General features: G+C 73.0%; 15 protein-coding genes. 12 read left to right on the top strand and 3 right to left on the bottom strand.

Features of this window, described 5'->3' with window-relative positions; translation table 11 throughout:
* Positions 1–9: 9 nt before the first annotated feature.
* On the bottom strand, positions 10–1,527 hold the full coding sequence (locus tag ACH35V_RS28955) for a class I adenylate-forming enzyme family protein (protein ID WP_395976935.1): 1,518 nt from the start codon (positions 1,525–1,527) through the stop codon (positions 10–12).
* A 131-nt stretch (positions 1,528–1,658) separates the two neighbouring features.
* Here ACH35V_RS28955 and ACH35V_RS28950 point away from each other — a divergent pair, with 131 nt between their 5' ends.
* Positions 1,659–2,387, top strand: a complete 729-nt coding sequence (locus ACH35V_RS28950; RefSeq protein WP_395976933.1) for a FadR/GntR family transcriptional regulator — start codon at positions 1,659–1,661, stop codon at positions 2,385–2,387.
* Positions 2,388–2,410: 23 nt separating this feature from the next.
* Here the strand turns inward: ACH35V_RS28950 and ACH35V_RS28945 are convergent, their stop codons facing one another.
* Together ACH35V_RS28945 and ACH35V_RS28940 are read right to left on the bottom strand one after the other, a co-directional pair.
* Positions 2,411–2,863 carry a DUF3598 family protein gene (locus ACH35V_RS28945; RefSeq protein ID WP_395976931.1) on the bottom strand — a complete coding sequence of 151 codons (453 nt, stop codon included), beginning with the start codon at positions 2,861–2,863 and terminating at the stop codon, positions 2,411–2,413.
* A gap of 25 nt (positions 2,864–2,888) precedes the next feature.
* The gene (locus ACH35V_RS28940) at positions 2,889–3,932 is read right to left on the bottom strand and encodes a nitrilase-related carbon-nitrogen hydrolase (protein WP_395976929.1); all 1,044 of its coding nucleotides are present in this window, start codon (positions 3,930–3,932) and stop codon (positions 2,889–2,891) included.
* A 152-nt stretch (positions 3,933–4,084) separates the two neighbouring features.
* Between ACH35V_RS28940 and ACH35V_RS28935 the strand changes: the two genes are divergently transcribed.
* The 11 genes from ACH35V_RS28935 to ACH35V_RS28885 are packed head-to-tail and all read left to right on the top strand — an operon-like array spanning position 4,085 to position 13,524.
* Positions 4,085–4,603 (top strand): MaoC family dehydratase, encoded by a 519-nt coding sequence (locus ACH35V_RS28935; RefSeq protein WP_395976927.1) that lies wholly within the window; start codon positions 4,085–4,087, stop codon positions 4,601–4,603.
* Positions 4,600–5,583: an LLM class flavin-dependent oxidoreductase gene (locus tag ACH35V_RS28930; protein ID WP_395976925.1), complete on the top strand. Its 984-nt coding sequence runs from the start codon at positions 4,600–4,602 to the stop codon at positions 5,581–5,583. The genes ACH35V_RS28935 and ACH35V_RS28930 overlap by 4 nt, the downstream gene beginning before the upstream one ends.
* Positions 5,580–6,809: a CaiB/BaiF CoA transferase family protein gene (locus tag ACH35V_RS28925; RefSeq protein WP_395976923.1), complete on the top strand. Its 1,230-nt coding sequence runs from the start codon at positions 5,580–5,582 to the stop codon at positions 6,807–6,809. Before ACH35V_RS28930 ends, ACH35V_RS28925 begins: the two co-directional genes overlap by 4 nt.
* The gene (locus tag ACH35V_RS28920) at positions 6,806–8,137 is read left to right on the top strand and encodes an MmgE/PrpD family protein (protein ID WP_395976921.1); all 1,332 of its coding nucleotides are present in this window, start codon (positions 6,806–6,808) and stop codon (positions 8,135–8,137) included. Before ACH35V_RS28925 ends, ACH35V_RS28920 begins: the two co-directional genes overlap by 4 nt.
* A complete protein-coding gene (locus ACH35V_RS28915) occupies positions 8,134–9,168 on the top strand; it encodes a RidA family protein (RefSeq protein ID WP_395976919.1) in 1,035 nt (344 codons plus the stop codon). The genes ACH35V_RS28920 and ACH35V_RS28915 overlap by 4 nt, the downstream gene beginning before the upstream one ends.
* On the top strand, positions 9,165–9,656 hold the full coding sequence (locus ACH35V_RS28910; RefSeq protein ID WP_395976917.1) for a MaoC family dehydratase N-terminal domain-containing protein: 492 nt from the start codon (positions 9,165–9,167) through the stop codon (positions 9,654–9,656). The genes ACH35V_RS28915 and ACH35V_RS28910 overlap by 4 nt, the downstream gene beginning before the upstream one ends.
* Entirely contained in the window at positions 9,653–10,057 is a 405-nt protein-coding gene (locus tag ACH35V_RS28905) for a MaoC/PaaZ C-terminal domain-containing protein (protein ID WP_395976915.1), read from the top strand. Before ACH35V_RS28910 ends, ACH35V_RS28905 begins: the two co-directional genes overlap by 4 nt.
* Positions 10,054–11,196 (top strand): acetyl-CoA acetyltransferase, encoded by a 1,143-nt coding sequence (locus ACH35V_RS28900; protein WP_395976913.1) that lies wholly within the window; start codon positions 10,054–10,056, stop codon positions 11,194–11,196. The genes ACH35V_RS28905 and ACH35V_RS28900 overlap by 4 nt, the downstream gene beginning before the upstream one ends.
* Positions 11,193–11,552: a Zn-ribbon domain-containing OB-fold protein gene (locus tag ACH35V_RS28895; protein WP_395976911.1), complete on the top strand. Its 360-nt coding sequence runs from the start codon at positions 11,193–11,195 to the stop codon at positions 11,550–11,552. The genes ACH35V_RS28900 and ACH35V_RS28895 overlap by 4 nt, the downstream gene beginning before the upstream one ends.
* The gene (locus tag ACH35V_RS28890) at positions 11,552–12,706 is read left to right on the top strand and encodes an acyl-CoA dehydrogenase family protein (protein ID WP_395976909.1); all 1,155 of its coding nucleotides are present in this window, start codon (positions 11,552–11,554) and stop codon (positions 12,704–12,706) included. The genes ACH35V_RS28895 and ACH35V_RS28890 overlap by 1 nt, the downstream gene beginning before the upstream one ends.
* Positions 12,703–13,524 (top strand): HpcH/HpaI aldolase/citrate lyase family protein, encoded by an 822-nt coding sequence (locus tag ACH35V_RS28885; RefSeq protein ID WP_395976907.1) that lies wholly within the window; start codon positions 12,703–12,705, stop codon positions 13,522–13,524. Before ACH35V_RS28890 ends, ACH35V_RS28885 begins: the two co-directional genes overlap by 4 nt.
* Positions 13,525–13,579 lie beyond the last annotated feature (55 nt).

The raw sequence follows: 13,579 nt of genomic DNA, 5'->3' as shown, positions 1-13,579 counted from the left end.
GGCCGGTGGTCAGCGGTCGCGCAGTTCGCGTTTGAGGACCTTGCCGGCGGCGTTGCGGGGAAGGACGGGGAGGAACTCGACGGTGCGCGGCACCTTCGGGCCGGACAGCCGCTCGCGGCAGTGCGCGTCCAGCGCCTCCGCGGTGACGGGCGCGCCGGGCCGGACGACGACGTACGCGGCGACGCGCTCGCCCCAGCGCTCGTCCGGCAGCCCGACGACGGCGCAGTCGGCGACGCCGGGGAAGGCGCCGATGACGTCCTCGACCTCGCGGGGCGCGATGTTCACCCCGCCGGAGATGATCATGTCCTTCTTCCGGTCGACGACGTAGACGAAGCCGTCCTCGTCCCGGACGACGATGTCGCCGCTGGACAGGAACCCGTCGCCGGTGGTGCAGGCGGCGGTGGCCGCGTCGTCGCGCAGGTAGCCGTTCATCAGGAACGGCGAGCGGCTGAACAGCTCGCCGCGCTCGCCGGGACCGACGGGCTCGCCCGCGTCGTCCACCACGCGGAGCTCCGTCATGTACCAGGGCAGGCCGACCGAGCCGGTGCGGGACGCGTCGTCCGGACGGCAGTTGGTCACGATGCCCGCCTCGGTCGACCCGTACAGCTCGTGGACGCCCGCGCGCGGGAACGTCTCCGTCACCCATTCCTTCAGCACGGCGGGCAAGGCGGCCGCGTTGAAGTAGAGGGTGTCGAGGCTGGACGCGTCGTGCCGTCCGACCGCGCCGGACTCGCGGAGCGTCTGCGCGTGGGTCGGGACGAGGAACGCCGACTGCGCCCGGTGCCGCTCGGCCAGCGCGAGCATGTGCTCCGGGTCCCACTTCGGCAGCATGACGACGGTGCCGCCGGCGACGACGGGCGCGTAGTCGAAGACCATCCCGGCGCCGTGGTACATCGGCGCGACGGCGAGGCTGACGCGGCGGGCGCCGAGGCCCCATTCCATGGCGGACAAATAGCACATGAGCGTCCGGGCGCGGTGGCTGCTGAGGACGCCTTTCGGCTTCCCCGTCGTCCCGGACGTGTAGTACAGGCAGCACGGGTCGTTCTCGTCCACGGGCGCCATCGGGTCGGCGGCGGACGCGGATTCGAGCGCCTTGTCATAGTCGTGGGAGGCCGTCCCGCTCGCACCGCTCCCGCCGTTCCCGCCGATCCGGAGGGCGACGTCCATCGGGACCGGCGGCTCCTCGTCGGAGATGTGGGCGCGGGCCCGCGAGTGCTCCAGGATGTAGGCGGTCTCGGGCTCGGTGAGACGCGTCCCGAGCGGGACGAGCACCAGGCCCGCCTTGGCCGCGGCGGCGATGATCTCGGGGAACTCCAGCCGGTTGCCGAGCCGGACGGCGCAGCGGTCGCCCGGCCGCAGCCCGCGCGCGAGCAGCGCCTGCGCGAGCCGGTTCGACCGCTCGTCCAGCGCCCGGTAGGTGAGGGTCCGCTCCCCCTCGACGACGGCCACGGTGTCCGGCGTGGCGGCGGCGAACTCGCGCACGCCCCCGGCCATCGAGAGCGGCGCGCCTCCCCGGCGGAGTGCCACGACACCACCTCCGTGTTCCGTAAATCGGAATTGAGTTCCGATGAGCGTTATCGGAGAGCTTGCCGGGTGGTCCCGCCGCACGTCAATGCCCTCCGGACAGAAAGTCTGACGTTTACCGGTACGATGGCCGCGTGACCGCCGAGAGACCACCCGACCGGCGCGCGCCCGCGTACGCGGAGATCGCCGCCAGCCTGCGCGACCGGATCATCGCCGGCGAGTTCAAGCCCGGCGACCGGCTCCCGATCGAGCCCGCGCTGTCCGCCGAGCACGGGGTCAGCCGCAGCACGGTCCGCGAGGCGCTGCGGCTGCTGGCCAGCCAGAACCTCGTCACCACCACGCGCGGCGTCGCGGGCGGCAGCTTCGTCGCCTACCCGCGGCCCGACCAGATCACCGAGTACCTCGCGACCAGCCTCAACCTGCTCACCCTCGACACCCGGATCACGGTCGACCAGCTGCTGGAGATCCGCGAGATGCTGGAGGTCCCGGCCGCCGGGCTGGCCGCGCTGCGCGGCGGCGAGGAGGGCCTGGCCGAGCTGCGCGAGTCGCTGTTCGACCCGAGCGCCCTCGACCCGGCCGAGACCTTCGCGCCGAACCGGCACTTCCACGCGGTGCTGCTGAAGATGGCGGGCAACCCGTTCCTCGAGGTGGTCACGCAGCCGGTGTTCCGCGTCCTCAACGAGCGGTTCCTGCGGGAGAACGCGCCCGCCAGGTTCTGGTACGGCGTCGACCACGACCACCGCGAGATCCTGTCCCGGATCGAGGCGCGGGACGAGGCGGGCGCGCGCGAGGCGTGCCACGCCCACCTGGAGAACCTCCGCGAGACCTACACCTCCATCGACCGCACCCGCCTCGGCGACTGACCGGACTGACCCGACTGACCCTCCTAGCTGACCTTCGTCTCGTTGATGAGGGTGCGCTGGAAGCAGACGCCGCCCCTGATCCACTGCCAGACGCGGTTGCGGCGCGTGCCGTCCTCGCTGAGGTGGATCAGCTCGAACAGCCGCAGGTCCTCGCCCTCGTCCTTGTAGATCCAGTTGAGGTAGATGACGCGGTCGTCCAGCTCCCAGAACTCGCCGCGCAGCCGCTCGGTGTCGAAGGTGCAGCGGCCCGCGCCCCGGTAGACGCCGGGGAACACCCGCGTCTCGGTGCGTCCGTCCGCCCACGTGTACTCGTTGACCTGGTGGTAGTCGTGCTCGCCGTCCACGGGCAGGGTGCAGGTGAGGAGCGAGTCGTGCCGGTCGGTGACGTTGCCGTCGGCGTCGACGTAGGTGTAGGCGCCCTTCCACTTGCCCTCGTGCTTGGCGAGCAACGGCATCTCTTCGCGGATCGATCCCATGGTCTTCCCTTCGGTGCGAGAGGGTTCAGCGGGCCTGGTCGAGGCGGTCGATCGACTCCTGCTGCCTGCGGGCGAACCAGGCGCGTTCGGGCGGGCGTCCGGCCAGCCCGTTCGGGCGCTCCACGTCGTGCCGGGCGTACTCGTCCGCCCACAGGCCCGGCTTGACGCGCGACAGCAGGTTGCCCATGCCGGGACGGGCCCGGTTGCGGCGCAGCGCGGCGAGGTCGAGCTCGGCGAAGGCGACGACGCTCTCCCCGCCCGCGGCCTCGGCGAGCACCCGTCCCTCGAAGTCGAGGATCTGCGACCCGCCGGACGTCGAGTCGCCCGGGATCGGGATGCCGTGCAGGCCGCCGCTGTTCGCCGACACGACGTAGGCGAGGTTCTCGACGGCGCGGGCGCGGCGGCCGATCGCCTTCGGGGTGAGCATCGGGCTCGTCGCCTCGGACGTCGCGTGGCAGAACACCTCGGCGCCGCGCAGCGCGAGCGCGCGGGCCAGCTCGGGATAGAGGATCTCCTCGGACGCGATGCAGGCGAGGTTCCCGATCTCGGTGCGGGCGACGGGGAGCACCGCGTCCATGCCGTAGAGGTCGAGGTAGCGGTCCCAGACGTCGTAGGGGGACGGCGAATACAGCGAATGCAGGCGCCGGTAGCGCAGCACCGTCTCGCCGGACGGGTCGATCACGAAGGACGCCTGGAAGTACAGGCCGGGGAAGTTCGGGTCGCTCTCGTAGGCGTTGCCCGACAGGAACAGCTCCTCGCGGACGGCGACGGCGGCGAGCGCCTCGTACTCGGGGCCGTCGGGAGCGAGCGCGGCCATGTCGCGCCAGCGCTCGATGGGCTCGCCCATCGGGAAGCCGCTGAGGACGTACTCCGGCAGGACCGCCAGCCGCAGGTCGGGGCCGACCCAGCGTTTCGCGGCGGCGACCTCGCCGCCGATGCGGGCGATGGACGCGGTCATGGCGTCCCGCGCCTCGGCCGGCGACAGCCCGTTCACGGCCCGCGTCCGCGTCTGCAGCGCGAGGGCCCGGTACGCCGGGGCCGGGCGCGCAAGGTCCGGTGCGTTGTTCACGACGTCCCACCTCCCCATCCATGTCGGAACGCCGTTACGCTAAGCGGAATGCGAATGGCCACGCAAGGGGTCCGAGGGGTTGACGCCATAAAAGTCTGACCTTTAGGTTCGGGAGAGCCCCTGCGGCAGGGGCGCATCCGAGGAGGTGCGGCTTGACCGTCCACGAGGCCCAGATCGGCCGGTACTACGAGGACTTCGCCGTCGGCGACGTCTTCCGGCATCCGCTCGGCCGGACCATCGGCGAGAGCGACAACACCTGGTTCACGCTCCTGACGCTGAACACGAACCAGAACCACTTCAACGCCGACTTCGCCGGGCGCTCCCCCAACGGCAGGATCATCGTGAACTCGGGGCTGACGGTCGCGCTCGTCCTCGGCCTGTCCGTGCTCGACGTCAGCCAGAACGCGCTGCTCAACCTCGGCTGGACGGACATCCGGCTCACCCACCCGGTGTTCGTCGGCGACACCGTCTACGCCGAGTCGCTGATCACCGAGATGCGCGAGTCGGGGTCGCGGCCCTACGCGGGCATCATCACCGCCCGCACCCGCGGCCTGAACCAGGACGGCGACGAGGTCGTCTCCTGGACGCGCACCGTCATGGTCTACAAGCGGGACGCGCCCCACGACAAGAACTACTTCCCCGAGGCCAAGACCGGGCCGCTGACGGCATGAGGATCACCTACGGGCCGTGGGGCGAGACCCTCGCCGAGCTGGTCGCCGCCGCCCGCGCCGCCGAGGAGGCCGGGGCGGACGCGGTGTGGGTGCCCGAGCTGCACCGCAGCGCGACGGTCCAGGCCGCGGCCGTCGCGGCGGGCACCGAGCGCGTCCAGGTGGGCACCGCGATCGCGCTGGCGTTCACCCGCAGCCCGATGACCACCGCGCTGGAGGCGCTCGACCTCGCGGAGCTGTCCGGCGGGCGGTTCGTCCTCGGGCTCGGCTCCGGCGTGCGGCGGCTCAACGAGGACTGGCACGGCGTCCGCTGGGAGCGGCCCGCCGCGCGGCTCCGCGAGACCGTGGCGATCATCCGGCACTTCGCCGCGCACGCCGCGTCCGGCGAGCCGATGACCGTCGAGGGGGAGCTGGCGAGCCTGCGGGTGCGCGGCTACCAGCGGCCGTTCCCCGCCGTCCCGTTCCCGGTGTACCTGGCGGGGATGGGGCCGGTGATGACGAGGCTGGCCGGGGAGATCGCCGACGGCTGGATCTCGCACGAGCTGTGCTCCCCCGCGTGGCTCAGGGAGCGCGCGCTGCCGCTGCTGCGTCCCGGCGTGGACGCCGTCGTGTCGGCGGCCTGCTCGATCGACCCGGACCCGGCCGAGGCGCGCCGCCGCGCGGCCGGGCTCGCCGGGTTCTACGCCTCCGTCCGCACCTACGCCGACTTCTTCGCCTTCCACGACCTGGCCGCCGAGCAGGAGAAGGTCGTCGAGGCGTTCCGCGGCGGCGCCGGAGCGGACGGCCTCGCCGCCGCCGTCCCGGACCGGATGGTCGACGCGCTCACCCTCTCCGGCACCGCCGAGCAGGTCGCCGAGCGCATCGCCGCGTACGAGGGCCACGCCACGACGATCAAGCTGACTCCCCCCACCCACGGGCTCGCGCCCGCGGAGACCCGGACGGCGCAGGCCCGGATCATCGAGCTGATCAAGGAGCTGGCATGAGGCCGCTGGAGGACGTGCGGATCGTCTCGCTGGAGCAGTACGGCGCGGGACCGTTCGGCTCCCTGCACCTCGCCGACCTCGGCGCCGAGATCATCAAGATCGAGGACCCGCGGACGGGCGGCGACGTCGGACGCTACGTCCCCCCGTACGCCGAGGGCGAGGACTCGCTGTTCCACGAGGCGTTCAACCGCAACAAGCGGTCGGTGTCGGTCGACCTGTCCACCGCCGCCGGGCGGACGGTGTTCGAGGAGCTGGTGCGGGTCTCCGACGCGGTCTACTCGAACCTGCGCGGCGACGTCCCGGCCAAGCTCCGCATCACCTACGACGACCTGAAGCACCTCAACCCGCGGATCGTGTGCTGCTCGCTGACCGGGTTCGGGATGACCGGGCCGCGGTCGAAGGAACCCGGCTACGACTACATCCTGCAAGGCCTCGCCGGATGGATGGACCTGACGGGCGAGCCGGACGGGCCGCCCGCCAAGTCCGGGCTCTCGCTCGTCGACTACTCCGGCGGGTACGTCGCGGCGCTGTCGATGATCGCCGCCCTCCACGCGGCCCGCCGCGACGGCGTCGGCATGGACTGCGACGTCTCCCTGTACGACACGGCGATCTCGATGCTGACCTATCCGGGGGTGTGGCACCTGAACGCGGGGTTCGCACCGTCGCGGACGCGGCATTCGGCGCACCCGTCGCTGGTGCCGTTCCAGAACTTCCGCGCCAAGGACGGCTGGCTCGTCGTCGGCTGCGCGAAGGAGAAGTTCTGGCGGCGGCTCACCGCCGTGCTGGATCGTTCCGACCTGGCGGACGACCCGCGCTTCGCCACGTTCGCCGACCGGCAGCGCAACGCCGCCGCGCTGCTCGCCCTGCTGGAGCCGCTGTTCCTCGACCGGACGGTCGCCGAATGGCTGGAGCCGCTGTACGCCGCGTCCATCCCGTGCGCGCCGGTCAACGACGTCGCCGCCGCGCTCGCGGAGCCGCACACCGCCGCCCGCGGCCTCGTCGTGGAGACCGAGCACCCGCGCTACGGGACGCTGAAGAACCTCGCCTCCCCGGTGCGGGCGGGCGCCGAGCCGCCCGTCTACCGGCGCGCCCCCCGGCGCGGGGAGGACCTCGCGCACGTCACGTCCGAGGTGCTCGGCTTCACCGGGGAACGCGTCGCGGAACTGGCGGCGGCCGGGGCTTTCGGCCCGGAGCAGGTGGCGGCCGGGCCGGAGCCGGCGGCATGACGGTCGCGCGCGAGCTGGCGGAATGGGCGCTCGGGCTCGACGTCGAGGACGTCCCCGAGGCCGTGCGGCACGCCGCTGTCCGGCACGTCCTGGACGGTCTCGGCTGCGCGGTCGCGGCGGCTAGGCGGGGCGCGGCGGACCCGGCCGTCCAGACCGCGCGCGAGCTGGGCGGCGGGCGCCCCGAGGCGACGATCATCGGGCGGCCGCCCGGCGCGGCGCGCGTGACGCGCGCGGAGGCGGCGTTCGCGAACGGCGTCCTGATGCACGCGCTCGATTTCGACGACACGCACGCGGGCGGGCTCGTGCACGCGTCCGCGCCGGTCGTCCCGGTCGCGCTCGCGGAGGCCGAGGCGCTGGGGCGCACCGGCTCCGAACTGCTGCTCGCGGCCGTCGCCGGGCTGGAGACCGTGTGCCGGCTCGGCGCCGCCGTCCCGCACGGCTTCCACGCCCGCGGCCTGCACGCCACCGCCGCGTGCGGGGTGCTGGCGGCGGCGCTCACCGCGTCGCGGCTGCGGGGGCTGAGCGTCGCCGAGACCGTCGACGCGCTCGGCATCGCGGGCAGCCAGGCGGGCGGGCTGCTGGAGTTCCTCAACACGGGCGCGTCCACGAAACAGCTGCACCCGGGGTTCGCCGCGCGGGGCGGGGTGCTCGCGGCGTCCCTCGCCTCGCACGGCGCGTCCGGGCCCGGCTCGGTCGTGGAGGGCGAGTACGGCCTGTACGGGGCGCTGCTCGGACGCCGCGTCCCACCGGCGGCGGTCCTGGACGGGCTCGGCGAACGCTGGGAACTGACCCGGATCACCGTCAAGCCGTATCCCGCCTGCCAGCTTATGCACGCCCAGCTCGACGCGGCCCGGCAGCTGCACGGCGCGGACGTCGCGAGCATCACCGCCGAGGTGCACCCGGACGCGGCGTCCATCGTCTGCGGCGACGGCAAGGAACGTCCGCGCACGTCCTACGACGCCAAGTTCAGCCTGCCGTGGAGCGTCGCCGCGATGGTCGTCGACGGGACGGTGACCGCCGCGACCTACGACGAGATCGACCGTCCCGACGTGCTGGCCCTCGCCGCCCGCGTCGGCACGGAGGTCGTCGCCTTCGGCGGAGCCGCCGCCGACCAGCCGGGACGGCTCCGCGCCGTCACCCGCGACGGCGCGGAGATCCGCGCCGAGGTGCCGCGCAGCGGCGGCGGCCCGGACGACCTCGGCATCGACCGGCTCGTACGGGACAAGGCGCTCGCCAATCTCGGCTCCGCCGACAGCGTCGAACGGATCCTCTCCTTGCCCGACCTCACCACGATTCAGCCGCTGATCAAGGCCCTGGAGGAACAGTGACGATACGGCTGCCCGCGTTCGCCGGGACGATCGGCGGCGCTTACGAGCGGGCGTCCGCCGAGTTGGCGGCCGCCGGTGCGGCGCCCGGCGACGTCGTCCACGTCGTGGAGTACGCGACCGCCGCCGCGCTCGGCGCGTACCCGGACGTCGAGGACGCCCGCCGCGCGGCGCTCGGCGGCCATCGCGCGCCGGTCGCGACGGTGGCCGTGGAGGCGCTGCCCGGCGGCGAGGACCTGTCCGTCGAGCTGACCGCCTATCCCGGCGGCGGCGAGCTGATCGAGGCCGCGCCGGACGACGGCATGCACCGCGGCAGCCTCCGGATCGCGGGCGGGATCGTCTACCTGCCGAGCGTCCACCCGCGCGGCGGCGACTTCCGCGCGCAGTACAGGCAGTGCCTGGAACAGGCCGCCGACCTGCTGAAAGCCGCCGGGCTCGGGCTCGGCTCGCTCGTCCAGACGACGGACTACACGGCGAGCGCGACCCGCGCCGAGTACCCGCGCTGCGGACGTCCGCGCAAGGAACTGCTCGGCACCGAGGACGGCGTGTTCCCCGGCGCGGCGGGCATCATCGTCGACCAGCCGGTCATGCCGGGCGCGATGGTGTCGCTGGACGCGATCGCGTCCACCGCGAAGCTGCGGACGGTCAACCCCGGCTGGAAGCGGTACGACACCCTCACCTACAAGCCCGGCGTCGCGGCGGGCGACACCCTGTTCATGTCGGGCTTCGGCGCGCTCGAACCCGCCACCCAGAAGGGCATCTTCGACGGCGACCTGCCCGCGCAGGCGGAGTACACGTACGCGTCCATCGCGGCGACGCTGCGCGAGGCGGGGCTCGGGGACCGTCCGCCGTACGGGAGCGTCGTCCGGCTCGTGGAGTACATCACCCCGGACGCGGTGGACGGCTACGACCAGATCGCCGAGATCCGCGCGAAGTACTTCGGCGACGCGCCCGCACTGACCTCGGTGGTGTGCTCGGCACTGCTGCGCCCCGACTTCCTCATCGAGGTCGTGCCCACGGCGGTGCTCTCATGAGCCTCCTGACCGACGAGATGAAGGCGCTGGTCGGGCGCGAGGTCGTCTACACGGCGCCGGAGGAGCTCGGGCGCGCGTCCATCCGCTACTTCGCGCAGGCCGTCGGCGACCACAACCCGCTCTACACCGACGACGCGTACGCGCGCGAGCACGGCTACGGCGGCGTGATCGCCCCGCCGACGCTGATCTTCGAGACGAACCAGTACGCCGGGCTCGCCAGGGACGACGACGGGTTCGCCGGGCACTCCTGGCATCTCGACGTGCCGGGGACGCGGCTCGTCCGCGGCGGCAACTCCTACGCGTTCCACCGCCCGGTCCGCCCGGACGACGTGATCACCGCGACCTGGCGGATCAGCGACATCACCGAGCGGGTCAACGGCCGGGGGCAGGCGATGCTCGTCGTCACCTCCGCCGCCGACTACACCGACCAGCACGGCGAGCCGCTCGCGACCAACGAGGAGACCCTGATCTACGTGGAGATCACATGACCGGCGTGGCGGTGGGAGACGCCGTCCCGGAACTGGTCCGGCGCTTCGAGCTGGCCGACATGGTCGCCTACGCGGGCGCGACCTGGGACTGGCACCGCATGCACTACGACCCCGCCTTCCTGGAGCCGAGGAAGCTGCCCGCCCCCGTCGTGGACGGCCAGGTGTTCGGCGCGCTGCTCGCCGAACAGGTCCAGGACTGGCTGGGGCCGTCCGCGCGGCTGACGAAGATGCGGTTCCGGTTCAAGAACCTGGTCTTCGCGGACGAGACCGTCCGCTGCACCGGCGTCGTCACCGCCGTCGACGGCGGCCTGCTCACCATCGAGCAGAAGGTCGAGGTGGTCAATAACGGAGGCGACGGACGCGTGGCGGTCGCGCCGGCGGGCTGCGAGGTCCGGCTGTGACGGTGGCGATCGCGGGCGCGGCCGAGTCCGACCTCGGCGTGACGGACGCGTCGATCCTGCGGCTGCAGGCGCAGGCGATCACTCGCGCGCTGGACGACGCGGGCCTCGCGCTCGCCGACGTCGATGGCATCGCCACGACCGGCGTGTCCCGCTTCTCGGCCACGCAGATGGCCGACTACCTGGGCATTCAGCCGTCCTGGACGGACTCGACGTTCGCCGGCGGCGCGGCGTTCGAGATGTTCGTGGCGCGGGCGGCGCAGGCGATCGACGCGGGGCAGTGCGAGACCGTGCTGATCACGTTCGCGTCGAACCAGCGGTCCGCCCGGTCCCGGACGCTCGGCGGCGTCACCGACGCGCACACCCCGGAGGCGGTCTTCGAGGCGCCGTACGCGCCGCTGTACCCGATCTCGTACTACGCGATGGCCGCGCAGCGCTACCTGCACGTCTATGGCGCGAAGCGGGAGCAGCTCGCCGAGGTCGCGGTCGCCGCCCGCGAATGGGCGCTGCTGAACCCGAAGGCGTTCCGCTACGGGAAGGGCCCGCTCACGACAGAGGACGTGCTGGACGCGCCGATGATCTCGACGCCCCTGACCGCCGCGGACTGCTGCCTGGTCACCGACGGAGGCGGCGCCGTCGTCGTCACCTCCCTGGACCGCGCGCGGGACCTGCGCCGCCCGCCCGTGATCGTCCTCGGGTACGGCGAGTCGACCACCAACACCAGCATGACCTCGGCGGACGACCTGCTCCGCCCCGGCTCGTCCGACTCCGGGCGGCGCGCGTTCGCGATGGCGGGGCTCGACCCGTCCGACGTGGACGTCACCGAGGTGTACGACTCCTTCACGATCACCGTGCTGCTGACGCTGGAGGGGCTCGGGTTCTGCGCGCCGGGCGAGGCCGCGTCGTTCGTCGAGGGCGCGCGGATCCGGCCCGGCGGCGACTTCCCCCTCAACACCAACGGCGGCGGCCTGTCGTACTGCCATCCCGGGCAGTACGGGCTGCTGCTGCTGATCGAGGCCGTCCGGCAACTGCGGGGCGAGTCGGGCGACCGGCAGGTCCCGGACGCGGAGATCGCGCTCGCGCACGGCACCGGCGGGATCCTGTCCAGCCACGCCACCGTCCTGCTGGGGGTGGACCGGTGATCGAGGACGACTGGTGGGACGGCACCCGGGAGCGGCGCCTCCTCGTCCAGCGGTGCTCGTGCGGGCACGCGCAGCACTACCCGCGCGACCTGTGCACCCGCTGCGGCGGGACGGACCTGGCGTTCGCCGAGGCGTCCGGACGCGGCAGCGTCGACTCGTTCACCGTCGTGCACCGCGCGCCGTCCCCGGACGTCGAGACGCCCTACGTCATCGCCCGGGTCAGGCTCGCCGAGGGCCCGATCATGCTCACCCGGCTGGCCGGACCCGGCCCGTGGGCCTGCGACGACCCCGTCCGGCTCGGCTGGCGCCCGCTCCCCGACGGCCGCCACCTCCCCATCTTCACCAAGGACGCCTGATGGACTTCGAACTCACCGAAGAGCAGCGGCTCTTCCGCGACACGCTCCGCGACTTCGTCGACCGGGAGATCCGTCCCGTGGTCCACGAGTGGGAGGCGGCCGACCGGTATCCGGCCGAGATCGTGGAGACGATGAAGGGGCTCGGGCTGTTCGGCCTCACCGTCCCGGAGGAGTACGGCGGGCTCGGCGCCGACATGGTCTCGTTCGCGCTCGTCTTCGAGGAGATCTCCAAAGGGTGGATGGGCATCGCCGGGATCCTCGGCAGCCACTCGCTGTCCTGCTGGATGATCGCCCGGCACGGCACGACCGAGCAGAAGGAGCGCTTCCTGCCCGACCTCGCCGCCGGGCGCCGCCGCACCGGTATCGGCCTCACCGAGCCGGGCGCGGGCACCGACCTGCAGGGCATCGCGACCGTGGCCCGCCGCGACGGCGACCACTACGTGATCGACGGCCGCAAGACGTGGATCACGAACGCGCGGCACGCCAGCCCGCTGCCCGTCCTGGTGAAGACGGACCCGACCACGACACCCGCGCATCGCGGCATGTCCGTGCTGCTGGTCGAGGACGGCTTCGAGGTGCTGCGCGACCTGCCGAAACTCGGCTATAAGGGCACCGAGTCGTGCGAGCTGGTGTTCGACGGCGTGCGCGTCCCGGCCGCGAACCTGCTCGGCGGCGTCGAGGGGCGCGGCATGCAGCAGGTGCTGTCCGGGCTGGAGACGGGGCGCATCAACATCGCCGCACGCTCGCTCGGCATCGCCCAGGCCGCCTACGACGAGGCACTGCGGTACGCGGGGCAGCGCGAGGCGTTCGGGCAGCCGATCCACGACTTCCAGGCCGTCCAGCTCAAGATCGCCGACATGGCGATCAAGGTGCAGGCGGCGCGGCTGCTGGTGTACTGGGCCGCGTCCCGCGCCGACGCGGGCGACCGCGTCGACATGCAGGCGGGCATGGCGAAGACGTTCGCCAGCGAGGCCGCGATCGACTGTGCGCTCGCGTCGATGCAGATCCACGGCGGATACGGGTATTCGAAGGAGTTCGCGGTCGAGCGCCTCTATCGGGACGCGCCGCTCATGAGCATCGGCGAGGGCACCAACGACATCATGCGGACCGTGATCGCCAAGGCCCTGACGTCGGGCAAGGAGAGCGTCGGATGAAGACGGCGCTGTACGTCCCGGGCGACCGTCCGGACCGGCTGGAGAAGGCGCTGCGGTCCGGCGCCGACCAGCTGATCGTCGACCTGGAGGACGCGGTCCCGGTGGCGGCGAAGGAACGCACCCGCGCGTCGGTCGCCGCCTGGCTGCGCGGCCTGCCCGCGGAGCGGCCGGTCGTGACCGTCCGGATCAACCCGGGCGAGCCCGGCCACGCGGACGTCCGCGCCATCGCCGGGCCTGGCCTGGACGGCGTTCTCGCCGCCAAGACCGAGACCGCCGCCGAGATGCACGCCCTGGACGGCGTGCTCACCGCGGCGGGGATGCCGGAGTTGCCGGTCGTCCCGCTCCTGGAGTCGGCCGCGGCCGTCTTCGCGGCCCCGGCGATCGCCGCCGCGCCCCGCGTCACCAGCCTCCAGCTCGGCGAGGCGGACCTGGCGGCCGACCTCGGCGTCACCCCGTCCCCGGACGGGTCGGAGCTGCTCTGGGCCCGCTCCCAGATCGTCGCCGCGTGCGCCGCCGCCGGTCTGAGCCCGCCGCTCGCGCCCGTCTCCACCGAGTTCCGCGACCTGGACGCGTTCCGCGCGACGACCGAGCGCCTCAAGCGCCTCGGCTTCCGCGGACGCGCCTGCATCCATCCCGCCCAGGTCCCGGTCGCCGCCGAGGTCTTCACGCCGTCGCCGGCCGAACTCGACAGCGCCCGGACGCTCGTCGCCGCCTACGAGTCGAGCCTGGCGGCGGGCTCCGCCGTCCTCGTCGGGGACGACGGCCGCCTCGTGGACGAGGCCGTGGTCCGCGCCGCCCGCCGCCTGCTCCGCACCTGAGCCGGCAGGGATGTACATCGGGGCGTGTCGATTGTTAAGGTCACAGCACACCACA

It is taken from the genome of Actinomadura sp. 1N219, assembly GCF_044326405.1.
Lineage (GTDB): Bacteria > Actinomycetota > Actinomycetes > Streptosporangiales > Streptosporangiaceae > Spirillospora.
The sequence above is the reverse complement of the archived record's forward strand: the minus strand, read 5'-3'. Positions and strand labels throughout refer to the sequence as shown.

Excerpts from the sequence above, each read along its gene's own strand:
- ACH35V_RS28945 (WP_395976931.1), bottom strand. The coding sequence starts at position 2,863 with ATGGGATCGATCCGCGAAGAGATGCCGTTGCTCGCCAAGCACGAGGGC.
- ACH35V_RS28930 (WP_395976925.1), top strand. The coding sequence starts at position 4,600 with ATGAGGATCACCTACGGGCCGTGGGGCGAGACCCTCGCCGAGCTGGTC.
- ACH35V_RS28925 (WP_395976923.1), top strand. The coding sequence starts at position 5,580 with ATGAGGCCGCTGGAGGACGTGCGGATCGTCTCGCTGGAGCAGTACGGC.
- ACH35V_RS28920 (WP_395976921.1), top strand. The coding sequence starts at position 6,806 with ATGACGGTCGCGCGCGAGCTGGCGGAATGGGCGCTCGGGCTCGACGTC.
- ACH35V_RS28910 (WP_395976917.1), top strand. The coding sequence starts at position 9,165 with ATGAGCCTCCTGACCGACGAGATGAAGGCGCTGGTCGGGCGCGAGGTC.
- ACH35V_RS28905 (WP_395976915.1), top strand. The coding sequence starts at position 9,653 with ATGACCGGCGTGGCGGTGGGAGACGCCGTCCCGGAACTGGTCCGGCGC.
- ACH35V_RS28890 (WP_395976909.1), top strand. The coding sequence starts at position 11,552 with ATGGACTTCGAACTCACCGAAGAGCAGCGGCTCTTCCGCGACACGCTC.
- ACH35V_RS28885 (WP_395976907.1), top strand. The coding sequence starts at position 12,703 with ATGAAGACGGCGCTGTACGTCCCGGGCGACCGTCCGGACCGGCTGGAG.